Origin of the sequence: Rhodopirellula sp. P2 (assembly GCF_028768465.1) — a bacterium.
GTDB lineage: Bacteria > Planctomycetota > Planctomycetia > Pirellulales > Pirellulaceae > Rhodopirellula.
Map to the genome: position 1 here is coordinate 1,888,021 of NZ_CP118225.1, position 24,690 is coordinate 1,912,710.

Annotated in this window: 18 protein-coding genes; 8 read left to right on the forward strand and 10 right to left on the reverse strand. The window is 58.4% G+C overall.

The annotated features are described in order from the left end of the window. Positions 1-239: 239 nt before the first annotated feature. On the reverse strand, positions 240-1,163 hold the full coding sequence (locus PSR62_RS06630; protein ID WP_274407017.1) for a hypothetical protein: 924 nt from the start codon (positions 1,161-1,163) through the stop codon (positions 240-242). Between the two features lie 549 nt (positions 1,164-1,712). Next, positions 1,713-2,294, reverse strand: coding sequence for a type 1 glutamine amidotransferase domain-containing protein (locus PSR62_RS06635; RefSeq protein ID WP_274407018.1), 582 nt, complete (start codon positions 2,292-2,294; stop codon positions 1,713-1,715). Positions 2,295-2,392: 98 nt separating this feature from the next. Between PSR62_RS06635 and tatC the strand changes: the two genes are divergently transcribed. Next, positions 2,393-3,538: a twin-arginine translocase subunit TatC gene (gene tatC, locus PSR62_RS06640; protein ID WP_274407019.1), complete on the forward strand. Its 1,146-nt coding sequence runs from the start codon at positions 2,393-2,395 to the stop codon at positions 3,536-3,538. On the opposite strand, the gene PSR62_RS06645 is transcribed toward tatC, so the two are convergent. Next, a complete protein-coding gene (locus PSR62_RS06645) occupies positions 3,523-5,025 on the reverse strand; it encodes a class I adenylate-forming enzyme family protein (protein WP_274407020.1) in 1,503 nt (500 codons plus the stop codon). The two genes, tatC and PSR62_RS06645, sit on opposite strands and share 16 nt — an antisense overlap. Beyond that, positions 5,012-5,809 carry a TrmH family RNA methyltransferase gene (locus PSR62_RS06650; protein WP_443217367.1) on the reverse strand — a complete coding sequence of 266 codons (798 nt, stop codon included), beginning with the start codon at positions 5,807-5,809 and terminating at the stop codon, positions 5,012-5,014. Before PSR62_RS06650 ends, PSR62_RS06645 begins: the two co-directional genes overlap by 14 nt. 190 nt (positions 5,810-5,999) lie before the next feature. Between PSR62_RS06650 and PSR62_RS06655 the strand changes: the two genes are divergently transcribed. Next, positions 6,000-7,031 (forward strand): hypothetical protein, encoded by a 1,032-nt coding sequence (locus PSR62_RS06655; protein ID WP_274407022.1) that lies wholly within the window; start codon positions 6,000-6,002, stop codon positions 7,029-7,031. 106 nt (positions 7,032-7,137) lie between these two features. Next, the gene (locus tag PSR62_RS06660) at positions 7,138-9,213 is read left to right on the forward strand and encodes a TolC family protein (protein WP_274407023.1); all 2,076 of its coding nucleotides are present in this window, start codon (positions 7,138-7,140) and stop codon (positions 9,211-9,213) included. Between the two features lie 21 nt (positions 9,214-9,234). Here PSR62_RS06660 and PSR62_RS06665 read toward each other — a convergent pair whose 3' ends face one another. Both PSR62_RS06665 and PSR62_RS06670 read right to left on the reverse strand, forming a co-directional pair. Further along, a complete protein-coding gene (locus tag PSR62_RS06665; RefSeq protein WP_274407024.1) occupies positions 9,235-10,836 on the reverse strand; it encodes a DUF4332 domain-containing protein in 1,602 nt (533 codons plus the stop codon). Continuing rightward, positions 10,836-11,141, reverse strand: a complete 306-nt coding sequence (locus tag PSR62_RS06670) for a hypothetical protein (RefSeq protein WP_274407025.1) — start codon at positions 11,139-11,141, stop codon at positions 10,836-10,838. Before PSR62_RS06670 ends, PSR62_RS06665 begins: the two co-directional genes overlap by 1 nt. A 566-nt stretch (positions 11,142-11,707) precedes the next feature. Here PSR62_RS06670 and PSR62_RS06675 point away from each other — a divergent pair. Both PSR62_RS06675 and PSR62_RS06680 read left to right on the forward strand, forming a co-directional pair. Continuing rightward, a complete protein-coding gene (locus PSR62_RS06675) occupies positions 11,708-13,054 on the forward strand; it encodes a homoserine dehydrogenase (RefSeq protein ID WP_274407026.1) in 1,347 nt (448 codons plus the stop codon). A gap of 397 nt (positions 13,055-13,451) precedes the next feature. Then, the gene (locus PSR62_RS06680; protein ID WP_274407027.1) at positions 13,452-14,708 is read left to right on the forward strand and encodes a PQQ-binding-like beta-propeller repeat protein; all 1,257 of its coding nucleotides are present in this window, start codon (positions 13,452-13,454) and stop codon (positions 14,706-14,708) included. Between the two features lie 48 nt (positions 14,709-14,756). Here the strand turns inward: PSR62_RS06680 and PSR62_RS06685 are convergent, their stop codons facing one another. The 4 genes from PSR62_RS06685 to PSR62_RS06700 form a co-directional block, all read right to left on the reverse strand. Continuing rightward, entirely contained in the window at positions 14,757-17,063 is a 2,307-nt protein-coding gene (locus PSR62_RS06685) for a hypothetical protein (RefSeq protein WP_274407028.1), read from the reverse strand. Between the two features lie 382 nt (positions 17,064-17,445). Continuing rightward, positions 17,446-17,757, reverse strand: a complete 312-nt coding sequence (locus PSR62_RS06690) for a hypothetical protein (RefSeq protein ID WP_274407029.1) — start codon at positions 17,755-17,757, stop codon at positions 17,446-17,448. 44 nt (positions 17,758-17,801) lie between these two features. After that, positions 17,802-18,947 (reverse strand): sialidase family protein, encoded by a 1,146-nt coding sequence (locus tag PSR62_RS06695; RefSeq protein ID WP_274407030.1) that lies wholly within the window; start codon positions 18,945-18,947, stop codon positions 17,802-17,804. Between the two features lie 1,799 nt (positions 18,948-20,746). Next, complete coding sequence (locus PSR62_RS06700) at positions 20,747-22,183, reverse strand: deoxyribodipyrimidine photolyase (RefSeq protein WP_274408177.1); 1,437 nt, start codon at positions 22,181-22,183, stop codon at positions 20,747-20,749. A gap of 164 nt (positions 22,184-22,347) precedes the next feature. Here PSR62_RS06700 and PSR62_RS06705 point away from each other — a divergent pair, with 164 nt between their 5' ends. From PSR62_RS06705 to PSR62_RS06715, 3 genes are all read left to right on the forward strand, one after another. Next, positions 22,348-23,616 carry an A24 family peptidase gene (locus PSR62_RS06705; protein ID WP_274407031.1) on the forward strand — a complete coding sequence of 423 codons (1,269 nt, stop codon included), beginning with the start codon at positions 22,348-22,350 and terminating at the stop codon, positions 23,614-23,616. A 97-nt stretch (positions 23,617-23,713) separates the two neighbouring features. Further along, complete coding sequence (locus PSR62_RS06710) at positions 23,714-24,349, forward strand: RNA polymerase sigma factor (RefSeq protein WP_274407032.1); 636 nt, start codon at positions 23,714-23,716, stop codon at positions 24,347-24,349. A 38-nt stretch (positions 24,350-24,387) separates the two neighbouring features. Further along, positions 24,388-24,672, forward strand: a complete 285-nt coding sequence (locus PSR62_RS06715; protein WP_274407033.1) for a hypothetical protein — start codon at positions 24,388-24,390, stop codon at positions 24,670-24,672. The last annotated feature ends 18 nt before the right edge of the window (positions 24,673-24,690 follow it).

A 24,690-nucleotide genomic window follows, 5' to 3' on the forward strand; every position in this document is an offset into this window, starting at 1 on the left:
CGGGGCGGGATCGGGAGAGGGAATGTCAGCCAAAGCGAGCGTCTTTCATGAACGAAGTTCCACCGGTTCAGATGCGATCAGCAGTCATCGAAAACAGAAGTTTAGCAAATGGTGGCCAACCTTCGCGGGGGCATCCCGGAATCGCGCCGTGTCCCGCGCGGGTAGGGCGGCAAGTTCAGCCCCAGCAAGCGTCAGCGGAGACAAACCGGGGAGACGATCTGCACAGCGTGAGGGGGGGCTCAGGATGAGGGCAAGTCATCGACCCGCAGCAACAGAATGACATGCTGGTCGTCCTGAAGGTGATCAGCGTCGCGAAGCATTTGGCGAGCCAATCCGAACGTGGGTTCGGTTTCGTCCGGTTGGTGCACGGGGGCGATCAGCAGTGTCAGGTGAGGATTGGCCACCCACGACAGGTTCATCTCCGGCAATTCCCAGGTCGAGCGTCCGGTTGCCAAGCGTGTGGCCGCTTCGCTGCTGATGAACCGTTGTTGGACCGAACCATGCTGGATTTCGGGACGAATCTCCAAGGTGGCTTGGCCAGGACCAGGCCCCAAGGTTGGGGTGAGTGAAAGCGACATCTGGGGTGAGTCCAACGATCGGCCCGTGAGTTTGCCGCTCTCCTGGGCCAGCACCACATGGGAACCATCCAGCACCGGTGAGACCGGGAGTTCGTGTCGTTGCGACGAACGCAGGGGAATGGTTTCGACTCCCGACGGACTGCGTCCTAGCACTCCGGCGGTGGAAAGCAATCGATTGATCGGGTCATCGTTCGCAGCAAGATTGTCTTCGGCCGTCTCGGGCAGCGCATCGGGAGTGGCGATCAAACCAATGCGAAATCCGTTGGCCAGCCAGGCTTCGCGGATTTTCGGTGGGAAAGCGGTTTCGTCGACATGCTGCCAGAGCGATTCGTCGAGGTCTTGTGTGCTGACGTGACGAAAGTCTGCCTGCAACGAAATGGTGTTGCGGCTTTTGTGAGTGAGCTTGGAAACCTGAGTGTGCTTGGATCCAGACCGCGACTCGTCCAGTGGCCCGTCGGACCAGACGCCATTTTGAAAGAGAGAACACCCGGTGCCGAGGGTCAGGGTCACTGCCAGCGCGCAGATCGTCCAGCAGCACCGCATCGGTGTCGTGATGAAGACTCGTTCGGAGGAACGAAAAAGCACGCGGAAACGCCGTCCAGCCAAATCGGAAAGAACCAGGGGAGCATCGAACGAGCCGACCCTACGAATCCGCGACAAACGATGTCAAGGCAACTCAGGCGGGGAAACCCGGCAGTTCAGTTTCACACTGGCACCAGAGTAGAACAATTGTCCCCAATGGTTCCGTCTCGTCGCATTCAAAGGCCAAGCAGCGCCGCATCGATTCACACCCACACACCGCCCGCGTGCCGCTTGGAAATATGGCCACCCGGACGCTCAAGGGGCGTGCCATTTTCTGCATTTGAGAACCTCTCCCGAAACGAAGTTTTGGGGGAGGTCGAGCGACGCCGTCCAGGCGTAGGCGAGGGAGGGGGCCGTGCAGGGGTGGCGGCGCGGATGTCCCTCCCCCGGAAAGCTCGCTGAACGCTTGTTTTCCGACCCCTCCCGTTTTCATCGGGCGGGGTTTTTAAGGCATAGCGCACACAACGCTTGAAAACTGCACGATCTCTCAAACCGTGGAGGGCCACCCGTTCGGCTCTCATCTTGGTGGCCCACCGAGCGACAATCTTTCGTTCAAGCCAGCAGGGCGAGGAAGTGGCGGCAGAAATCGGGCAGGTCATCGGGGCGGCGGCTGCTGACGTGGTGCCCGTCGACGACGACGGGAGCGTCTTCGAAGATCGCTCCCGCATTGACGAGATCATCCTTGATGCCCGGGGATCCGGTCACGCGAACGCCTCGGTAGACCCCCGCTGAGATGGGGATCCAGCCGCCGTGGCAGATCGCGGCGATCGGTTTTTTGGCCTCGTCAAAGTCGCGAACAAGCTGCAACACCTTGGGATCCCGGCGCAATTTGTCGGGCATGAACCCGCCGGGAACCAGCAATCCGTCGAAGGAATGGGCTTCGCAGGCCTCGATGGCCAGGTCGCTGACGCAGGGGTAGCCCAGTTTACCGTTGTATTTTTCTCCCGCTTTCGGGCCCGCGACAAAAAATTCCGCGCCGGCTTCGATCAGGCGGAGTTTGGGGTACCACAGTTCCAAGTCCTCGTAGATTTCGCCCACAAACGACAGAACTCGTTTGCCCGTGAGCGTCTGCGGAGAAACGGAATCGACAGAAACCGAGGTCGCGGGTTGGGAAGAGGAAGTTGGATCGGTCATGAATGGCACCGTGCGAGATTGGATTGGTCAGTTAGAATGGTTCAGCACTGAGTCGTTCAGCACAATGGTACCCTCCCTCCCCTGGTGGATAAAAACTCGTGGAAGCACTGTCGCGACCCAAAGACGATTTGTTCGACAATTCGACGATGACGTTCGGGGAGCATCTCGAAGAGCTCCGCGGCTCTCTGGTCAAAGCAATCATTTGGTTGCTGATCGGATTGGCTGTTGGTTTGATGTTTGCCAACCGAGTGGTGCGTTTTATTCAGGAACCGCTTAAACAAGCGATCATCGAGTACAACGCCGATCGCGACTTGAAGGAAATGGGACTGCCGGACCGCAAGGAAGATCCGCAAGTCAGTCGCTTCTACGAATTTCTGACGTCCAATTCGCTGGTCGCCGACGTGGTGTACACGCTGCCATCGGGCAGCATTCCAGTGCCGACGGAAGTCGCATCGGCGGAACCGAAGAAGGCCACTGGCACGGCCGTCGAATCGGAATCGGGCGAGGAAACCAGTTCCGATGCCGAAACCGGGGTGGAAGACCCTGCATCGCTGGCCATTCCGGCGAGAATCACGACGGCGGAATTGATGAAATCGATGGGGACCATCCCCAACCCGGATGAATTGGTGCCCATGATCCAGCTGCGTCGCAGCGAACGCGGCTTGAGTTCGCTGAAGATCGAAGAGCCCTTCATGATTTGGGTGAAAGCCGGCTTGATCGTCGGTGCGGTGCTCGCTTCACCGATGATCTTCTATCACCTGTGGTCGTTTGTTGCCGCTGGTTTGCACAACCACGAGCGTCGCTACGTGTATGTGTACCTGCCGTTCAGTGTCGTGCTGTTTGTCTCGGGCGTCGTGCTCGCGTTTGGTTTGGTGCTGCACTACGTGTTAACGTTCTTGTTGCAATTCAACGGTTCGATGGATGTCGCCGTGGAACCTCGGCTGACGTACTACGTCAACTTTGTGTTGATGTTGCCGCTGGGTTTCGGCGTCGCGTTCCAACTGCCATTGGTGATGTTGTTCCTGCAACGCATCGATTTGGTCCAAACGGAGGACTACATCAGCAGTTGGCGAGTCGCGGTGCTGGTGATCTTTGTGATCTCGATGATTGTCACACCGGCTGACGTGACCAGCATGATCGCGCTCGCGGTGCCGCTGTTGTTCCTGTACTTCCTCGGGATCGTGATGTGCGCCTACATGCCGCGGGGCAGGGGACTGGGCAGCGAAGCTTACGATCCCGCCTGATTGCCGCCGTCGAACGAGTCGTTGGTGGAAAGTCGTCGCTGATGAATGATGTGGCGGCGTGGGGTGCCTTTGGCGGTGAGTTCGCCGGTTTCGATAGACAATGGTTCGGACAACTTGAGTCGCTTCACGCTTGTTCCCGGCGGAAGGCTTTCTGCCAAGCGTGACTCGACTGGATCACGGCCGGTTGGAGCGTCGGCGGTTGTTTGGGGCTGGTCGTGTGAGAGCAGCAGCCAAAGCTGCCCTTGGTGATGCAGCAGGACGGCCTGTTCGATTCCCTCTAACTGCAGCAGTTGCCGTTCGATGGTGGCGGGGAAGACTTTGAAGCCGTTGTCGAGCACGATCACATCGTCGGCTCGACCGAGGATTTGCAATTGGTCGTCGTGGATCTCAACCAAGTCGCCGGTATCGAGCCAACCATCCGGCGAAATTTTCTGCTGCGTCGCGGCTTCATCGTCGAGGTAGCCGAGCATCACACCGGGGCCTCGAACGAAGAGACGTCCATGTTCCACCTTGGCTTCCCAGCCCGCGACCAAGGGGCCGACTCGATTGGGCCGTGCGTTGTCAGGGGACGCACTGCAGATCACCGGTGACGTTTCGGTGCAGCCGTATCCTTGGATCACACCGATGTTGTTTCGCAGGCATCGCTCAAATTGCTCGGAGGACATCGCGACGCCGCCGCAGCCGAGCAGACGCAGCGATTGCAGGTTGGATTGGCCTGATTCGATTCGGTTCAACATGTCATGGATCAACACCGGCACGGCGTTGATCAACGTCGGCGAGAGTGTCTCGGGGAGCGAATGCAACGTGGATCGACCGCGGCCGAGACTCCATCGGCACCCGGATAGCAACCACGTACCCATGTCGCTGGTTCGCGCGTAGGCATGAGCAATGGACAGCAACGACAGCCGTAGATCGGACGTCCTTTGAGGGACCGCCAACAGTTTCGCTTTGGCGTTGGTCGTGAGATTGTGCTGGGACAGCATCACGCCTCGGGGCTGCGCTGTGGTGCCGCTCGTCCACAGAACCACCGACGGTGAGTGAAGGTCGACTTCGCGGGCGGATGCTTCGAGGTTCGAGATCGCCTCCCTGAGGCTGGTTGAGCGAGTGAGTGCGTGATGATGCTCATGATGCCCGCGACGGTCGTGGTCCCAGTGCAAGGCTTTCGAGCGTTGGATCAGGGTTTCCTGTTGAGGTTTCGGCAGGAACGCATCGATGGGGATCTCGGTGACGCCGGCAGCGATGCAGGCCAAAGACAACACCACTTCGCTGAGATGATTGGTGCAACGATAGGTCAAGCGTTTGGGAGCGGCGGTCCATGGGAACTGCGTCTGCAGTGTGTTCGCGGTCGCGCTGACCATGCGGGCCAGTTCACCCCAGGTGCAAGCCGCATCGCCTGTCCGGGAATCAAGCAAAGCGACTTCGTCGGGGTGCTGCTTCGCTTGCTGCAACAACGCGGACAACAAGTGCGGGATCTCAGCGGTCGACATGATCGGTTCCGGAGGATCGAGTCAACTCGTACAGAAAGATGGCTGACGCGACTCCCACGTTGAGACTGTCGGTGTTGTTTCGCATCGGCAGGGTGCTGCGGTGGGTGGCGGCTTCGGCGACGTCGGGTGGCAATCCGTTGGCCTCATTGCCAACGATCAGGATGCGTCGTTTGGACGTGATCGCTTGGGGGAGATCGATCAGCGGGATGGCGGTGTCATCCAACAGGGTGGCGATGGAGGCGAATCCGGCGGTCGCCAGGTCACGCAATTGTTCGGCGGGTTGGTCGAATTGATAGAAACGATGGCGAAACACCGATGCCATGCTGACTCGGATGACGCGTCGTGTCATGGGGGAGATCGTTTGCGGTCCAAGCAGGATATCGCGAACGCCCAGTGCGGCGGCGGAGCGCAGCAGGCTGCCCACGTTTTCTGGATCGCTCAGGCCAACCAGAGCCAACGCCAACGAAGGCTGGGCTATGTCGCGAAACCTCTCCATCGGGTGGATGGTGGGGTTGATGCCATGCGCCAGCACGCCGCGGTGGAAGTCATAGCCGGCGAGTTCTTTGCCGAGTTCCCGGGTGATCAGGTAGACGGGCACACCGTCGGGAATCAGCGGCAAATACTTCGCTTCACGCCCCTCGTGGATCAGCACGGACTGAACCCCCAGGTCGCTCTGCAGCAATCGTCGAACGACCACGCTGCCTTCTGCGATGAATCCTCCGTCCGGCTCATGATGCCGCAGATTTCGGTAGGGCGAGAGTCGGGGGTCGTCGAGGTCCCTCATGGTTTCGATCAATCGTCCAGGTCCGTTTGTGCGGGTTGTGCGGGATTTGTGTCGATCTGGCGGCGCAATTGTGCCAGGAGGCTCAACTGATTTGGAGAGAATGTTCGTCACGACCCGAAGGATGCATGGGAAGGTCGTTGTTCGAACGAGCTTTCACTTTTTGCATGACCCGTCAAGGAAGACGACCGCAATGCTGGAATCTACATGGGATTGGTGGTTTGGTGACGCCCCCTCGCTTCGCCGCACCACGCCGAAAATTCGCACGACGCGAGAGCTTTTTGCTGAGTTGTCGATGAAACGTTTCTATCAAACGATGCGATGGATCCGAGGGATTCAGCCAAGTCGGCGAACATTCGCTTGGGTGTTGTCCGGTTGTCTGGTCTCGACCGCCTCGGTCAGTGTTGCTGACGATCCGTTGGCATTGACGGCGGCGGACGCCCACGTGGCATCGTTGCCCAGCGGTTTCTTTGCTGCGGCCGGATTCGCAATGATCAACGATGATGACGTCGCTGATCCAGCGGAGGTTGTCGATGCGGCAAACGCAACCGAACCTGCGACCGCTGACGAAGCTCGCCGACAACGTTTGCGTGACCTGCTTCGCAACGATGCTGAGACCGATCGAGCAGAAGCGTCCAACGACAAGGATCGGATGTCGTTGCGGGACGAGATCATTGCCGACGCGAAAGAAGATGAAAAGGATGAGAGCGGGATGTTCTCGCAACCTTTCATCAGCGAGCGCTTGCCCGATGTGACCAACGGCCGCATCGAGCTTCCATCGCTGCGAGCGGTGTCGTTGGACAAGTCATCGATCGGCAACGGACGGTTGCCAGACGACTTTGATTCGCAGAAGGATGGGGTTGCGATTCCTCTTCCTGAGGAACCGTTTGCTCGTGGCATGGTGGCGGCGGGCGCGGTTTTGCCTTGGGCTGCACCGAACACGTATTCGCATCCGCTGTACTTCGAAGACCGAATGCTGGAACGGCATGGTCACGAACGCTGGGGATGCATGCAGCCGATCGCCGCTGGGGCTCGGTTCTTCACCACGATTCCGATGCTGCCTTACTTGGCAACGATTCAAGAACCGTGTGACATCGTTTACAGCAAGGGCTACTACCGGGCTGGATCGTCGGCTCCTTGCGTGATGCAACGACCGCCGCTCGAACGACGGGCTGTGGTGGTGGAAGCCGCCGCGATTGCCGGCGGAATCATCGCTCTGCCTTAGTGCTGGAGCGATTTAGCGAACGAAACTATCCGCCTCTGCGACTGGGCACTGACAAGGATGTTGGTGCGAGCAGAGGGAACCATCCTGATATGGAATCGAGATTGCCATGGATCGGCAAACGTCTCTCTCTTCGCGCAAGCAAACCCGTCGTCGTCGCTTGGCCTCTTGGCTGGGCGTCGCGGTGGCGGCATCCACGCTGACCAGCGGATGTCATTGGGCGCAGAAAATCCCGGACGGTCCGCACGACACCAAAACGTCGTACCACGACCATTCGGCGATGCGAATCGAGTATCCCGAGGTTGCCCAATGTGCAACGCCGGTTGTGTCGGCGGCGGTCTCCGCGGCTCAGCCCAACACGCTGGAAGACCCGGCCAATTTGCCCAGCGTGGAACTGACGCTCGAACAAGCGGTCCAGCAGGCGTTGCGATCCAGCCCCGTGCTGCGAACGATCGGTGGGGCGGTGGTGAGTGCTCCCCAATCCGCGACGACGGTCTTCACCCCAGGTCTGGCTCACGCGGATCCGCTGGGCGGTGTCGAAGCGGCACTGGCCAACTTTGACGCTCAGTACAGCCAATCGTTGTTCTGGAACAAACTCGATCAACCTCAGAACATCGCAACCGGTGGGCTTGGTGCGGCGTTCACACCGACCACATTCCAAGCCACCCAAGCGACGTTCGCCAATGAACTGTCCAAACGCACCGCCACCGGTGCCCAGTTCGCTTTGCGAAGCAACATTGGCTACGACCGAAACAACCGACCGTTTCGTCAGTTCCAAAGTGACTTCATCGGCTACCTCGAAGCCGAGTACCGTCAGCCTTTGATGCGTGGTGCCGGAACGACTTACAACCGGATCGCTGGAGCGGCTGGGGCCAACGGAGTGGTCGGCCAGTACAACGGTGTGCTGATCGCTCGGGTCAACGAAGACGTTGCCTTGGCTGATTTTGAAGCCGCGGTGATTCAGTTGGTTTCCGATGTCGAGCAAGCCTACTGGGACCTGACGACTTCGTACCGATTGTTGGAAGCGACCGCGAAGGGCCGAGAATCGGCGTTGCAAACTTTCCAGTACCAACAGGTGCGATTGGAAGTCGGCACGGGCCGGCGTGACGAGGAAGCTCAAGCTCGTTCGCAGTACTACCAATTCGAAGCTCAAGTCAAATCGGCTTTGGCGGGTGAGACCGGTTTGTACGCTCGCGAACAAGCGTTGCGTTACCTGATTGGTTTGCCGGCGACCGACGGTGCCTTGTTGCGTCCGACCACCGATCCACTCAACGCGAAAGTCGTGTTTGATTGGCAAAGTGCGTTGGGGCAAGCTCTGGATCGCCGCGTCGAAGTCCGTCGCCAAAAGTACACGGTCAAACGTCGCGAGATGGAACTGCTGGCGTCGCGTTTGAATCGTCGTCCGCAAATGGACTTCGTCGGCCAATACCGCTGGCGAGGTTTGGGGGACAACTTGATCGGACCTGGTGATCAAGGCCTCAACGACAACTTGGTCGATTCGATCACGGGCGGGAACTACCAAGAGTGGACCGCCGGCATCGAGTTTCTGGCTCCGATTGGATTGCGTGCCGCGAGTTCTGCGGTCGCGCACGCCAAGCTGAACCTTCAACGGGAACGTGCCATTCTGGCCGAAACCGAACTGCGGATCAGCCACGATTTGTCCGGTGCGGCTCGTTCGATTGACCTGACGTTTGAATTGGTGGAAACCAATTACAACCGCTACCTGGCGGATTTGCGTCAGGTGGAAGTGCTGCGTCGCCGTTATCGCGACGGGACCGACAACATCAACTTCCTGTTGCAAGCCCAACGGCAAGTGGTCACCAGCGAATCGGAGTTCTATCAATCGATCAGCGATTACAACTTGGCGATTCGGGATTTCCACAAAGAGAAGGGATCGTTGTTGGCTTACAACCAGGTCAACTTGACCGAGGGAGCTTGGTGCCCAGGTGCCGAACGCGATGCGTATGAGTTGGGCCGATTCCTCGAACCACGCCGTCATCCCGAGAAGGTCTCTGCACCACGTCCATTGACGTCGGGGCAGTTTGATCCAACGGCGGTTCAATCGACGATGGGAGCGGCGTCCTACGAAGCCGTGCAGTCAGCACCCGCAACGTCGGAAATCGCTCAGCCGGTGCCGATGGCACAAGACGGCATGATCGAAGTCGAGGTCACGCCCAGCAATTGAGCTGGCGATTGAATCGGACGATCAGGCGGCGCGTCGCTGGGGTGACTGCTTCGCCTGATTGGTCGCGGGATCGGTTTGCTGATCCGCATTCCCAGAATCGGTGATGCCCGATTCGTCGCGGTGCATCGCGTTGTCGCGTTTGAGTTTGATCATCGCGTGGGCGGCGTCGCCGATCATGACTTCCAGTCGATCGATCGTGGGAGACTCGGCACCACGAAGGTACCGTCGACCAGAATAGGTCGCCGCGTAGGCTTCCACCGCAGCATGCAACGTCGTGGCATCGGTTTTCGCGAGTGCATCGGTGGTCAGGTAGCCGGCGCCCACGAGCAGTTGGACTTCACGAGCCAACATGGATGGCAATTGGCACATCAGCATCGTCTGGCAACGCCAGGCATGCAGGGTGGCCGCCGTGATCCAACGCGTGTCCAATCGGCGCGTCATCATTGCCTCGTCGGCTTTCAAGAAGTCGCCCACGGTGTGAATGCCGATGCCGGCAAACCGAGCGGCGGTCTTTTTGCCGATCGAGGGTGCATCGACCAACGGGTCAGTCACCTGCAAACGGACGTTGGCTTCGCTGCTGACAAACGGCAGCAGGTTCGCTTCGGTGGATTCAGATTGACGCTCGGTTTCTTCAGCGGCCAACAAGGATTCGCGGGCGGCGGCCAGTTTGGCCTTCGCTTGGCGGTACTCTTTTTCGCGATGGTAAATCACTCGCACCCGTTGCAGGACACGGACTTCGCTGGGCAGATGTTGTTCCACGTCGCCGGTGCGTCGAAATTCATCGATCAGCATTTGGACTTTGGCACGCTCGGTTTGGTGCGTGATCCGTCTTAGCCACAATCGATCGGGAACCCGGATGGTCGACAGCACCGTGGGCAGGGTCAGCCCCGCGGTGGGGATGGGACGACCGCTGCGTTGTTCGGCATCGAAGGCGGCTCGTTCGATGATTCTCGCCAAGCCCGTCACGGACAGGCCGATCAACTGGGAAACGATGCGGCGGGAAACTTCATTCAGACCGCGTTTGGAATCGGATTCCGAGGCTGCTAAATCAAAGTTGTCCAGCAGCGTTTGGTAGTGACTGTGGGCCAAGCGAGCGGATTGCAAGATCGCTTCGCCGAGCCAGCCAGGTTGGTCGGACAATTGAAAGACGATGCGCGTCGGATCCTGTTGCCACAGAGCAAACAGATCCGCGTAATTTTGAGTGATGCACCATTCGATCGGACGGTGCAGGACCTTTTCCATCGGTGTCTGTGCTGTGTGCAGCGGTTGGATCGGATCGGTCACGTAATGGCTGAGGACACCAGCGGCATGGGCGGCGTCGTCGAAACGTGACTGGTGCAGGTACCGCTGCAGTCGGTCGTACCACTGGTGAGCGACGCGAGGTGCGCCGCCCCAGTAGCCGTCATCGACGTGAACCACGTGATTTTGGAAATCACGAAAACGCACGTCGGGATCCTTGGCACCGCTGAAATAGCGGGCGTGATGCCGTCGCAATTGGGAAACCAAACGCTTGCCCGAATCAGTTTGAACCAATTCGGTCGCGTCCAGGGCGAAGTGATGATGGGTGCTGCGACAGTGGGCAGCACGCAAAATCTGGCAAAGCATTTGGCCTCGGTCGTTCATCAGGCAGCGTTGGTCTTGTTGAGTGTTTGGCTCAGGGGATCAACGCCGTAGGCTGCCGCCTGGCGTGACAATCGTGTTCGGAAAGCCGCGCCGACGGCGGTCGGAAGCGAGTCATAGTGCAGCACACGTTGCACAAACGTTTGGCGTCTCAGAGGACGGAATTCGCAGTGTCCCTTGGGAGGCGGCGTGCTGCCGTATTGAGATTGCAAACGAAACACGTGGTCTCGTTCAGCAATGGCGTGGTAGAGGTCGTACAGGCGATCGATCGACAACGTGGAGGTGTCGGTCAGGGGGCCGATTGCCATCGGAGCATCCTTGCAGCGGCGGAAGCGATTGGTCGGGAAACTTCGAAACGAAAAGTTCCGAATCTGCCTCAAGTTTCTCAAAGCAATCCGCTCGGTCACAAGATCGAAAGTGCATAAATCTGGATTGGGACGACCCGAATTGCCATAACCGGCAAGGTCAACCAAGGTTGTTCAACGAAGTCGTCTTTCTAGCCGGATTCCCATTCGTTCGAGGCTCGGTTATGCCGAACATTACGAATAGCCGGCGTGGTCAACCGAGTGGAGGACCCGACGCTATGGCCGAGACGGACAGACGGGGGGAAGTGTCGTGGTGTGGGATTGCGACACGGAGACCCGAATGCATGTTTCTTGCGATTGAAAATGAGAACGGCGGGACAGCGTATGGGCACGTTGTTCCGCCGTTTTCTTTTGATTGCTGCCAAAATCGGCTTTCTTCGCAGGTGGCTCTCTTTCTGGGGCCCCACGATCCCTCCTGACCGGAATCGCTGTCCGGTGCCGCAGACTTCTCGCGGATTCTTGATGACCCCCGTGTTCAATGATCGTGGGCTCTGATTACCATCCCCCACATGAATGCAACACCCAACAAGCAAAAATCATCGGAACGGACCAACGTTGCCATCATCGGAATGGGGACCGTCGGCGCCGGCGTGGCTCGTCTGTTGATCGATCATGGTGATCGAACCGCTCGGCATGCGGGCAAGACGATCTGGTTGTCCAAAGCCGTCGTTCGCGATCTCAGCAAACCCCGCGGCATCGAGCTGCCCGAAGGCGTCCTGACCGATTCGATCGACGATGTTCTCAACGACCCCGAAATCGACGTCGTCATCCAATTGATGGGCGGATTGTCCCCGGCTCGCGAAGTCATGCTGCGGGCCATGGAAGCCGGCAAGGACATTGTCACCGCGAACAAAGCGTTGCTGGCCGAACACGGTGCCGAATTGTTCACCCGTGCCCGAGAACTCGGACGCAGCATCGCCTTTGAAGCCGCCGTGGCCGGTGGCATCCCGATCATCGCCAACATCAGCCAGTGTTTGTCGGCCAATCAAATTGAATCGCTGGAAGGGATTCTCAACGGAACCAGCAACTTCATCGTCTCGCAAATGGACGAAAAGGGTGCCGGCTACGACGAGACCGTCAAACGGGCTCAGGAATTGGGCTACGCCGAAGCCGATCCAGCGATGGACGTCGACGGCACCGACGCGGCTCAGAAACTGGCGATCCTGTCGCACCTGGCGTTTGGAGCCACCGTGGATTGGCGGGACATCCCTCGCCAGGGCATCGATGGGCTGGATCCGGCCGATCTGGTTTACGCTCGCCAGCTCGGGTACCGAATCAAACTACTGGCGACGGCTCGCTTGGTCGATGGCGAACTGGAATTGTCGGTCGCTCCGACCTTGGTCGCCATCGGCACCCCGATGGCCGAAGTCCGCGACGCCTTCAATGCCATTCGTGTGGTGGGTGATGCGGTTGGACCCGTCTTCTATCATGGTCTGGGGGCAGGGCAGATGCCGACGGCGTCCGCTGTCGTTGCGGATGTCATCGACACCGCGGTGGGACGCACTCCGATCACGTTTGAAACACTGGAGTACTTTTCGTCCGAGCGTCCCCCACGCACGGTTCAGCGAGACGTCGATCGGCTGCGAGGCCGGTACTACTTGCGATTGCGAGTGGCCAACGACCCAGGAACTCTGGCCGCGATCGCCGGTGTGCTCTCGAGCCACTCGATTTCCATCGCATCGGTCATCCAGCACGAACCCAAAACAAAAGACGAAGCCAACGCGTCAGAGAACACGGTGCCGTTGGTGATCATGACTCACGAAGCCAGCGAAGGCGCTGCTTCACGAGCGACCACCGACATCGAGGCCTTGCCCGCGATCAGCGGCAGCGTCGTCCGAATGCCCGTCCGAGCCTGACTCGCTGGCGTTGCCGGGAGTCTGGCGAGAGCATCCGCCAGAAACCATTTCAGGAGTTCGGACGGCATTTTGAAATGCGGGTCTCGCAACCTCTGGCAAACCTTGCCCGTTGAAAGAGGTCGTGCAGGTTAGCTTCATCCTCCCTTAGAAATTGTCAATTGAACTTTTTCAATCCATCACGCCTCGGTTGTTCACTGTCCACGCATCCCGCGTTGTGAATCGTCCAGGACAGAACATTAGCGTCCTGAAGTTTTGAGATCGTCCAGGCTGCGCCAAAAAGACAGGGCGGCTCGGTCGTCCCAATGTTCATCCACCCTACAATGACGACGATTTGTTTTTTTGACCCTCGAGAAAGCACTCGCCGGTCCAGGCTCGCTTTCGACCTTTGGTGGATTCCATGATGAACGGTTCCCGATCCGGCTTGGTGCTGCTGGCTTGCACGCTGATTCCCGCGATGAACTCAATGCAAACGGCGACTGCGGAGGACGCGTGGACCGGTTGGCTGGGGCCGCAGCGGAACGGCTGGGTGGCCGATTTTTCGCCCCCCGAGTCGTGGCCCGAGGAACTGTCTCCGGCATGGAAGATCGAAGTCGGCGAAGGTTACGGGACGCCCTTGGTCAGCGGCGACCGAGTCTACCAGCACGCTCGTCAGGGCGATCTGGAAGTGCTCGCGTGCTTCGACCTCTCGTCGGGGGACGAGATTTGGAAGCGGTCTTGGCCGGTGCCCTTTGAAATCGGTGGTGGCGGTGAGCGGCACGGGGCAGGGCCCAAAGCCAATCCGGTGATGGCGGACGGACGCCTCTTCACGGCCAGCATCAACGGCGTCGTGACGGCCTGGGATGCAGAATCGGGCGATCAACTCTGGCAACGTGACGAGCGAAAGCGATTTTCGATCAATCATCCAAAGTGGGGTGCCAGTTGCTCACCCGTCGTGGATGGGAATCGTCTGCTGATCCATTTGGGGAATGACGAAATCGGTGCCCTGTACGCCTTCGATGTTGCCTCGGGCGAAACGATTTGGTCGCAGGGCGACAAGCCGATCTCGTACTCTTCACCCGTGGTGGTGGAGTTGCACGGGGTTCGCCAAGTCATCGATTGGAATCGTGACGACGTTGCCGGTGTCGATGTCGAGACCGGAAAATGGCTGTGGTCGTATGCATTGAAGCACGTCGACCCGGACCAGAATTCGCCGACGCCGGTCCAGCACCGCGACACGATCATCATCGGTGCCGAGAACCGTGGAATCCGTTCCTTGCGTCCAACGAAGACAGGCGACGGCTGGAAGGTGGAGGAGGCCTGGGTGCTGGAAGACTTGGCAATGAACATGTCGACCGCGGTGATGAATGACGGTCGTCTGTTCGGTTTGTCTCACTACGACAGTGGGCGATTGTTCTGCATCAACGCCGACGATGGAAGCGTCCTTTGGCAAGGCCGTCCCCGCTTGGGCGACCATGCCACGTTCTTGGCGATTCCCAGCCACATCATCACGCTGACGGACAGCGGCGAACTGCGTGTCATCGACGCGGCCGCCGAAGAATACCAAGCCAAAGCGACTTACACGGTGTCGGATTCACCGACCTGGGCGGCTCCCGTGTTGGGGGCGAATTATTTGTTGATCAAAGATCGCGAGCACCTCCTTCGTTGGAACTGGTGAGGGGCTGCGATCTTGGTCAATGGAATCGCCAAGCAGCGTTGATCGCTCTCACTTTGCCGCCGGCTGCAGCGTGGGCACCTTGATCACGTACTGCGTGACGACCGAGTTGTCTTGCACGTAGGTGGCATGCGTGTAAGAGGGAATCTGCCTTAGCAAGTCGATTGCGATGGCGACCAACTCGGCCGTTTCTTCCACGTTGGGCGCGTTGCTTGGCTCGGCATCCAGACCAGGTGCTCCTTGGTTGCGATTGATTTGCCTCACCATTGGCATGGCGTACTTCATCCAGTCCTCCGCGGCGTCCGCGAACTGCAGCAAATCGATGTGTCCGGCCGCGATCAACGGTCGGTTGAGATCGTTCAGAGGCGGAGGGAACGAGGGCGAGTTTGCACGGACGAAGTTGGTGGCTTGGCCTTGGAACAAGGTGTAGACCGCCCAGTCGGAAGTGAGCGCCAACCCAGGTGAAAACTGAGGGTCGGCACCAAGCAACGCAACGCCGGGCACTTGCAGGTAGACGCCGCCGGGAATCGCAGATTCGGTCGCCTCGGGCAACCCTTGGCCCGGCGGCAGGCCCATCAACGGACCAAACGCCGCAAACAGAGGGTTGATGGTGTCGAAATAGCGACGCCACGCGCGGCGATGTCGTTCGGCGTCGGTGAGTTCATAAATGAGTGCAGGGGCGGGGACCGGCAAGGCGTCCGCAGACGGTGGTGCGCTGGGATGCCACTGTCGGCTCCGCTGATTGAAGTCGAGCACAAAGGCTGCTTCCTTGCCCACCGACGGCAGCAGATCGTCCTTCGTTGCCAAGAACAGTTCCGTGAGCCCGGCGGCAATCGCAGGGTCCATCTTGCTGGTCGGCGACGCGTCCCCGGATTCGGCAGTGAGAGCCATGGCCTGTTCGGCTCGCTCTTGGATCCGATTCAACCATTTGTCCAGCGTCCCGTCGTCGTCCCAGTCCGCTGCTGCACTGAACAACGCCGGGTTCTCTCCGATGTGTTGCAACGATTTCAGAGGCTGAGCTTGGACGCGGATCGGATCGGTGTGTTGATGATATTGGTAGCCGGCAATCCCACCCTTGAAGAAGAACGCAAACGTCAATTCCTCGCCCAAAGGATTGTAAAGCCGGTTCAAATCCGTCAGCAGCATCTCGACATCCTCGTTGATGTTGGCCAGCAACGGTTGATACGAGAGGGGATCCAATTCGGAATCCGAAAGCATCTTCTCGGCGAAGGTTGGAATGAGTTGCAGGTACATGGACCACTGGGTGACCCAAGACGTTTGCTGTTTCAACGTGCTGTTTTGATAGCCCACTCCTGAGAACGCTTTGCCGCGGTTTTCTAACAAAGGCTGGAAGACATCGCGTCGGTAAAGAGGTCGCTCCACTTTCCCCGGGGCGACTGCCTCGGGATCGTGACCCACCGATGCATACAAGTAGCTGTCTGCAAAACCAATGCTGAGGACCAACGATTTACCAGCAGTACGCTCGCGGATCGTGGCGAATCGCTGTTCGAGTTTCGCGATCTCCTCAGGTTCCGCGTCGACGCTCATTCGCTCAATCGCCGCGCCCCACGGGTAGTCCTCTCCGGTCAGTTCCATCACCCACCGTTCATTGACCTGGCCCACGTTTTGGTGGTCCAGCGAATCCAGGATGTATTGGTTTTCGGCATCGGAGAGTTGCAACAACTCGTTCCGGAACTTCGCTTCCAGCATGTTCAGGAGTTCTCGGACGCGTTGCTGTTCATCCGCTCCTGAAATTTTGGCCCCCGCCACGATGCGAGGGATTTGCAGGCTGTCTAGAAATTCCTCGTTCCCAGGTGAATCCGTGAAGGAGTTGAAGGGCTCAAGTTCGTCTGAATTCGCGTCCCGATCCAGACTGATCTCTGAGAGTTGCTCCGACATCATTCGGTTGAAGGTGGCGTATTGCTCGGCGAGGCTCTGGTCGGCAAAGGCGAAGAGTTCACGAGAAGCCAAGTCCGCAATTGTGGGCAGATAAGCCTGCCCTTCTTCACTGCTCCAAAACTCATACGAGGATCGAACCCAGGCGGGTGTGTCGGCGCCATCGAGATCATTCTGGATGTCTGACAGAATTTTGTCACGAGCGTCCGCGATGCCACGTTGAACCACCGGCATCGCCAGCAATCGTTGGATCGCCGGGTTCTCGGCCACCGCATCCCATTTCAGACGGTTGTTCAGCAACGCGTAGTAGAACGACGCGTCCTCCGAAGCGAACTGCAGCGATGGCGGCAGTCCCACCTGGACTGACGGGGCAGGGGACTGCGCGTGCACGGCCGTGCCGGTGACGCTTGCGAACAAGGCGATCGCGAGCAAGACGACGCGATCGTACTTCAGGGGAAACATGTTGGACGACCTGGGAAGGGGGCTTGGAGTACTTCGGCGGAAAAGCAAAATCCTAACTCAAACCCCTTGCCGCTGCCGACCGCGGGAGCGAAAGATCGCGAGCGGGCAGTTGATGGGTATCCACCTTGCGTTTGGGATTACGAACGACCTGACGCGGGCTTTGAGCAGGTCGGCAGGAATGATCAACCACAACCATGTGAGCCGTTTGGGCGTTCGCCCCGGTTGTGCGTGAAAACCGTGGCTAACGCCAACGGCTCACATACCCGATGACACCTGCGTACCTGCTTCGCAACGCACAATCAATTCCTGGCGTAGTGGATGAGGCCACGAATCCCGATGCACGGGACTTGTAGCCTCGGCCACTACGAAACCCGCCACATATTCATTGTGCGTGGCTTACCGGAGGTGTCAGTGCTCTTTTCTTGGACAGGATTCCTTTCCAATCGCCCAATCGGACCGCCTGGGCATACTGGTTGCCTCGGCAGTGGCCATCGTCCCAGTAGAGCACACGTTGTTGGTTGTTGATCGGGCGGTCTTTCAGTGCGTTCAGCACCGAGATGCCATCCAGGTCAGTCGCGATCGTGGTCCCACCATAGGATCCAAGGTCACCATAGCCCAGGTCGTCCGCCAGGAGGAACACAATGTTCCGGCTGGGATCCGCCGCGAATCCTCGACCGCTGAGGGCCAACAGCACTAGCAGCGAACAAACGGTTCGCCCAATCGGAATGCGGGCGATGTTCAGAGCTTGCTTGGGTCGACGACCGCGTGTTTGACGCCTTCGCGGTTGTACGTGTAGACCATGTTGAGCATCCCGTCGGAGGTTTGGATGATGGCCGGGTAGCTGTACTCACCGAAGTGACGGCGGCGTTCCGCGTCGCTTGGGTGAGGCCCGGTTTCATTTTCCAGCGTCAGCACAGGCTTCCAGGTTTTTCCATCGGAGGAAATGGCCAGATTCAGGATCCGGCGAGGCTTCAGGTCGGCAGCGTCTTTCCGTCTCACAAGGCCTTCGGAGTGGTTGTAGATCAAGACTTGCCGTCCGTCTTGCAGCGTCACCGCATCGGTGCCGGAGTTGGGGTTGGGCAAGTCGGTTGCGGTGAGCGTGCTCCAGGTTTTCCCGCCGTCTTTGGACCAGCTTTCGACGATGCGTTTCTCTTTGCTGCGGCAAAGGATCTGCAGACGGTTGTCAGGGTAAGTCAAAACACTGGGCTGAATCGCATGAAAGGTTTCTCCGGTCTGGATCGGCCCGATCACCTCCCAAGTCTTGCCGAGATCCTTGGTGACCTCGAAGTGAACTCGCCAGTGGGAAGATCCATCCGCGTACTCAATCTCGGTGCTCGATGGGCACAGGATCGTTCCATCGGCGAGCTCGATCGGTTTGTTCTTGACTGGTCCAAGGAGGTGTCCGATCGTGTGGGCTTCGCCGAGTTTTGTCGGCCAGGACCATGTTTTGCCACCATCCTCGGACGTCGTGAGCATGCCCCACCATTCTCGCGGGTTCGGACCGACTTTGTAGAACAGCATCAACGGACCTTCGGTGGGCTGAAACAACACCGGGTTCCAGGTGGGATAGCGGAGGGTCGATGACTGGACACCGTTGACGACCTCGACCGACTCGGTCCATTGGCCGTTCTCATGGCGAGAAACACGAATGCCGACGTCAGGGTCACGCTCACGAGTGCCCGCGAACCAAGCCGCGACCAGACCAGTCGGTGTCTCGACAATGGTGGACGCATGACTCTCTTTGGTGGGTTTGTCAGCAAGATCAAAGATCTGTTGCGACGACACCAACGCGTCTTCCCCCGCGACGGCGACGTCAGGAAGTTCTTCAGCCTGGATGGAGAGGGGCAGGGTGAGTGCCAAGAAGACCGCAAGGGATACTTTCATGATGCTTCAGGAGTCTCAGGTGGATGCGCGACACGATGGAAAATTCAAAGAAGTTGCCCTGGAAGAGCGAACCTAATCTAACCGAAACATGGAGGCCAATTGGGGGTGTCTGTCTTGCAATGACGTGCTAAAACCAATTCACTGCATCGATCAGTAAACGCGGCCAAAGGCCACGACGTGGCGGCAGGTTTTCGACATTGACGTCAGCACCAAAGTTTCGGGTTATCACCGTAGCGGAAGTCGTCAAGACTTTCGGGATTTCGCCAAGCAGATCAAAACTCTTGACGAGTTTCGCTACCCTAAAATCAAGCTTTGACAGACCACTAGCCTTGGGTTTCAACCCAAGGACCATCAGCGCCCAACCATTTCCCCAGTCGCGACGCGACGACAGTTGATCGCATTTCCCAACCACCTGTCGCCACTCCGCGGCTTCTCAAATGGGGCGGTACGACTCAAACCTCGGGTTGAAACCCGAGGCTGACAGATTTTACCGCTCCGCGGTTGCGTCTTCTCACTTCAGTCGCGGCGCGACGGCATCCGGCTAGTGGTGCGTCAGCACCAAAGTTTCGGGTTATCACCGTAGCGGAAGTCGTCAAGACTTTCGGGATTTCGCCAAGCAGATCAAAACTCTTGACGAGTTTCGCTACCCTAAAATCAAGCTTTGACAGACCACTAGCCTTGGGTTTCAACCCAAGGACCATCAGCGCCCAACCATTTCCCCAGTCGCGACGCGACGACAGTTGATCGCATTTCCCAACCACCTGTCGCCACTCCGCGGCTTCTCAAATGGGGCGGTACGACTCAAACCTCGGGTTGAAACCCGAGGCTGACAGATTTTACCGCTCCGCGGTTGCGTCTTCTCACTTCAGTCGCGGCGCGACGGCATCCGGCTAGTGGTGCGTCAGCACCAAAGTTTCGGGTTATCACCGTAGCGGAAGTCGTCAAGACTTTCGGGATTTCGCCAAGCAGATCAAAACTCTTGACGAGTTTCGCTACCCTAAAATCAAGCTTTGACAGACCACTAGCCTTGGGTTTCAACCCAAGGACCATCAGCGCCCAACCGTTTCCCCAGTCGCGGAACGACGACATTTGATCGCGTTTCTCAACCACCTGTCGCCACTCCGCGGCTTTTCAAATGGGGCGGCACGACTCAAACCTCGGGTTGAAACCCGAGGCTGACAGATTTCACCGCTCCGCGGTTGCGTTTCCGCGACCAGTCGCGGCGCGACGGCATCCGGCTAGTGGTGCGTCAGCACCAAAGTTTCGGGTTATCACCGTAGCGGAAGTCGTCAAGACTTTCGGGATTTCGCCAAGCAGATCAAAACTCTTGACGAGTTTCGCTACCCTAAAATCAAGCTTTGACAGACCACTAGCCTTGGGTTTCAACCCAAGGACCATCAGCGCCCAACCGTTTCCCCAGTCGCGGAACGACGACAGTTGATCGCGTTTCTCAACCACCTGTCGCCACTCCGCGGCTTTTCAAATGGGGCGGCGCGACTTAAACCTCGGGTTGAAACCCGAGGCTGACAGATTTCACCGCTCCGCGGTTGTGCCTCCGCGACCAGTCGCGGAGCGACGGCAGTTGTTTGCCGCCCGTCGCCAGGCGATTCCCGTTTCACATGCCCGTGCGGTGCCAGCCGTTTTTCGGCTTCCTTTGGATTTTGCGGGTCGTGTCTTCTGCCGGAATTCACTTCATTCGGTCCGTCTCCTGGAGCGGTGAAAAGGTGGCGTAGGCTCCCTGCTTGTGTTCCGCGCTATCACAGGCTGGAAGCCTCTGCCACTTGATTTTCGCTCTGTCCCTACTTCTTGTTCGATCCGGCGAACCGTTGGAGGTACTTGCTGAGCTTGAGCTTTTTGCGGGCGCTATCGCTGGTCATGTAGCGGACGCTGCCGAAGACCGGACGTTTGGGACCCCAGGCTCGGTCGGTGCGGCCGAGCACCCAAAGGATGCCGCAGTATGAGTTGGGATCGCGACCATCCAGCCCATACTTGTTGTTCAGGTGGATCATGAACTCAAGGGCTTCTTCGGGCGTTTTGGTCCAATGCAAAATCTTCTTGCCCCACAGCATCCGCATGTAGTTGTGCATCTCGCCGGTTTCCACCAACTCACGTTGCGCGGCGTTCCAAAGCTCGTCGTGCGTCTCGGCATTCTCAAACTCGGCCAGCGTGTAGAGATGAGGCCGCTCGTCATCACGCGTTTCATTCAACGTCTTCTTCGCCCAGTCCGGCAACGATTCCAGCGAGTCGTAGGTGTCTGGATTTTGGAACGACCAATTGAATCCGATCTCTCGCCAGGTCAGCAGTTGATCGAGCAAGGCTTCGGCGTTCTCGCCGACGTTCCAAAAGCCATGGTTCTTGCCGTTGGGTTTGGACGTTTGGTCCGCGGACCAACCCTCGTGTTCCAGCAGCGAGGAAACCATCTCGTGCGCCGAAATGTGACCGAAGTGAAGGTGCGGGCTCAAACCCGTCGTGGCGTGTTCATCGGGTTGGTTGCGGTCGTCGTTGTAGCGTGACAGTTTCTGGTCCAAGAATTTTTGCCAACGACGGGAGGCTTCCACCGTTCCGCCGGGCGTCGCTTGGGACGGACGAACCGAGTGATCGATCGGGATTTCCGACAAGCCATCTTCGCCGAGCAGCTTTTCCAAATCAGCGGCAGGCCATTTGGACAGGATTTTTGCAGGGAGCAATTGCTGGCGACGCTCCGCCATCGATTCGCCATCGGGGCAGGGCAGGGCAGGGCGGTCGTCCGCGGACAACGGGTTGGCGAGAGGCAAATGTTCAAGAGCCGGCAGAACGTTCTTTTGCATGAACCGCCGGTAACTGTGCGCGACCGTGTAGGTCCGTTCCGCTGCTCGCAGCGGGAGCACGCTGTTGGAGTCGATCAATTCCAAACGGGCAGGCAGTTTGTCCTTCACCGCGTCGATCATGTGCGGCAAAAAGAAACACGGGTATTCGTCGGTGACGACCGTGCATGCGTGTTTGGCGAGTCGATGAAGCAACGGCGAGCCGACACCCGGTTTGGGTTCGACGTACGGGTAGTAGACCACCGGCAGAGATTCGGCGGCGGCCGCGTTGTCTCGCATGCCTTCGATGATGAAACGGTGGATCCGGTCGCTGGCCCATTGGTAGCGAACTCGCAGAGGTTCGAAGATCAGCAGCGGTTTTTCGAATTCGAGTGCCCGGTCAATCGCGTGTTGCAAGGCGAAATTCCAGTGCAGCCGCCGTTGGGCGATCATCCAGTAGACGACGTAATCGCCCTCGTGACGGGGCGGGTGGTCGTTGGCGAATTGGTGCCGCTGGGGAGGGAGCGCGGAAGTCATGGGCAGTGGTCATGGGATGGGAGTCGTCAGTTCGGGGCTTGGCTAGTAGAGTGTGCGGACTCGCCAAGGGCCATGCAATTTTGTCGCGACGACGCTCACCGTATCGAATTCTCGCCGTCTGTTTGCTGATCGGGTATCTGCTCGCATCGGTGGCTTATGTGTGGATGTCTGCGCTCTGGGTGACCCGCTGGCACCCTCATTTCCGGGTGGCTGATCTGTTGGCGCCGCGAGCCAATGACGTGGTCATCTTCACGTTTTTCCTGGTCGTTGGGGCCAGTGTTGGCAGTTTCCTGAATGTGGTCGTGTGGCGATTGCCTCAGCGTTTGAACGTCAACGGCCATTCGTTCTGCCCCCGATGTCGCAACCAGCTTCGGGCTCGGGACAACGTGCCGATTTTCGGTTGGCTGTGGTTGAGCGGGCGCTGCCGAGATTGCCGGCTTCCGATTTCGTCCCGTTATCCGATCGTTGAAACGCTGGTCGGGATCACGTTTGCGGTCGTGGGGGCAACAGAACTGACGCGTTGGAGTCTGCCCTACGTGGGTGATTCCGTGCGTTCGAATTGGTTGTCGACCCCATTCGTTGACGCGGATTTATTGACCCTGATTCTGTATCATGTGGTGGCACTGGCGACCGCCTGGGCCGCGGGACTGATCCGGTTCGACGGCAATCCTTTGCCGCCTCGATTGACATTGTTCGCGGCGGTGACGCTGGTTGGCGGGATGTTCGCTTTGCCGCAGGCGATGGTGGTGCCGTGGCAACTTGTTGGCGATTCAGTGCCGTCCATGGTTGGTGCTTGGCCGCCGACGGGATGGATGACTCACGGTGGTGATTGGTCCGTGACCTTGGTCCAGATTGGATTGCGGTTGTTGACGTCGCTGGTGGCAGCGGGATTTTTCGCTCGCGTGCTGGCGAAGAGCTTTTGCCCTTCAGCGGACATGAAGATGGACCCGCTCGGTTCATCAACGCGGCGGCTGATTGATTTGATGGTCTTGATCGCGGTCCCCGCGATCGTGGTGGGCTGGCAGGCCGTGATGGGAGTGATCTTGGTCGCGGCGATTTTTGCGAAGATTCTCGAGACGTTTGCATTCGCTCAGTCCCGTGATTCCTTGGGCCGATTTGCGGTCAGCTTGCCGGTTGCATTGAGCGTGCAATTATTGCTGTGGCGGGGGTTGGTGGCGTCCCACGTCTGGCCCAGCGAACAGGCATCGCAACTTGGTTTGATTGTTTCTTTTTTCGGGGTTCTAGCGATTCCGTTGTGGTTGGATGAAAACGGGGAATCGTTTGCTCCAATGGGCGATGACAAGAACAGCAGCGAAATCGCGGACCATTTCGACGAGGACGTTCGGTAGGCTCCGGCGTTGGGGAATGCCCCAAAATGCTTTGCAACAGGGCGACTCGTTTGAGTTAAACTGATCACCCAGCGAACGATCATCAAGTTGAGGGGAAGTGGACGCAGCCAGCTCGAACCGAAACGAAAACGCCACGGCGAATCCCGCGTCGGCGGATGAGGTGGCGCTGATCGAAGCGGCGTTGTCGGGTGACGCGTCCGCGTTTGAGAGCTTGGTGATCCGTCATCAGGACCGGCTGCATCACGCCATGATCCACGTCACCGGTTCAGTTCACGATGCCGAGGAAGTGACGCAAGAGGCTTTCATTCGGGCGTTCGTCAAACTGGACACGTTCCAGCAAAACAGCCAGTTTTTCACGTGGCTGTATCGAGTCGCGTTCAACATCGCGTTGTCGCGAAAGCGACGCCAAAAGGTTCGTCTGTCGTTGGACCAGCAACGCGAGGAAATTGGCGAAGAAGTCGTTTGTGACGGTGAGGCCGTCGATGCGAATATGATTCGTCAGGACGACGTTTCGCTGGTGCAATTGGCTCTGCAGCAACTCAGCGATCAGCACCGCAGTATTCTTGTCTTGCGAGAAATGGAAGAATCTTCTTATGAGGAAATGGCGGAGATTTTGGAGCTGTCCATTGGCACCGTCCGCAGTCGTTTGAACCGGGCTCGCAAGCAATTGCGATTGGCGATTGAGCAGCTGCGAGAACCCGAGTCAGAATCTTCGGGCGAATCAGGTCCCTGACACTTCTTTCCCGCTCATGGCTTACGAGAGAGACAACCATGGTCGATCCCACGCCTCAACAAAACGTTGGCAATCACTTCGATGTCGTGCACGATGTGCGTGGTGGTTCGGACGCATCAGGTTCGAATTCGGGGGCGGATGGCACGCCGGGAAACCCACGCCCGTTCTTGGGCATTCAGTTTCGGTGTTGCCAAACCTACGGTCGCATCTACCGAAATGATCAGCGGACCGCCTACCGTGGTGGATGCCCCAAATGTGGCGCCCGGGTGGAGGTGCCGATCGGCAGTGGGGGGACGAACAAGCGGTTTTTCACAGCGGGTTGAGCTTGAAAACAGGTTGTT

What these genes read in the sequence shown, in the direction of transcription:
- PSR62_RS06635 (WP_274407018.1), bottom strand. Translation starts at nt 2,294, where the DNA reads ATGACCGATCCAACTTCCTCTTCCCAACCCGCGACCTCGGTTTCTGTC.
- PSR62_RS06645 (WP_274407020.1), bottom strand. Translation starts at nt 5,025, where the DNA reads ATGTCGACCGCTGAGATCCCGCACTTGTTGTCCGCGTTGTTGCAGCAA.
- PSR62_RS06650 (WP_443217367.1), bottom strand. Translation starts at nt 5,809, where the DNA reads ATGAGGGACCTCGACGACCCCCGACTCTCGCCCTACCGAAATCTGCGG.
- PSR62_RS06655 (WP_274407022.1), top strand. Translation starts at nt 6,000, where the DNA reads ATGCTGGAATCTACATGGGATTGGTGGTTTGGTGACGCCCCCTCGCTT.
- PSR62_RS06660 (WP_274407023.1), top strand. Translation starts at nt 7,138, where the DNA reads ATGGATCGGCAAACGTCTCTCTCTTCGCGCAAGCAAACCCGTCGTCGT.
- PSR62_RS06665 (WP_274407024.1), bottom strand. Translation starts at nt 10,836, where the DNA reads ATGAACGACCGAGGCCAAATGCTTTGCCAGATTTTGCGTGCTGCCCAC.
- PSR62_RS06670 (WP_274407025.1), bottom strand. Translation starts at nt 11,141, where the DNA reads ATGGCAATCGGCCCCCTGACCGACACCTCCACGTTGTCGATCGATCGC.
- PSR62_RS06675 (WP_274407026.1), top strand. Translation starts at nt 11,708, where the DNA reads ATGAATGCAACACCCAACAAGCAAAAATCATCGGAACGGACCAACGTT.
- PSR62_RS06680 (WP_274407027.1), top strand. Translation starts at nt 13,452, where the DNA reads ATGATGAACGGTTCCCGATCCGGCTTGGTGCTGCTGGCTTGCACGCTG.
- PSR62_RS06685 (WP_274407028.1), bottom strand. Translation starts at nt 17,063, where the DNA reads ATGTTTCCCCTGAAGTACGATCGCGTCGTCTTGCTCGCGATCGCCTTG.
- PSR62_RS06695 (WP_274407030.1), bottom strand. Translation starts at nt 18,947, where the DNA reads ATGAAAGTATCCCTTGCGGTCTTCTTGGCACTCACCCTGCCCCTCTCC.
- PSR62_RS06700 (WP_274408177.1), bottom strand. Translation starts at nt 22,183, where the DNA reads ATGATCGCCCAACGGCGGCTGCACTGGAATTTCGCCTTGCAACACGCG.
- PSR62_RS06715 (WP_274407033.1), top strand. Translation starts at nt 24,388, where the DNA reads ATGGTCGATCCCACGCCTCAACAAAACGTTGGCAATCACTTCGATGTC.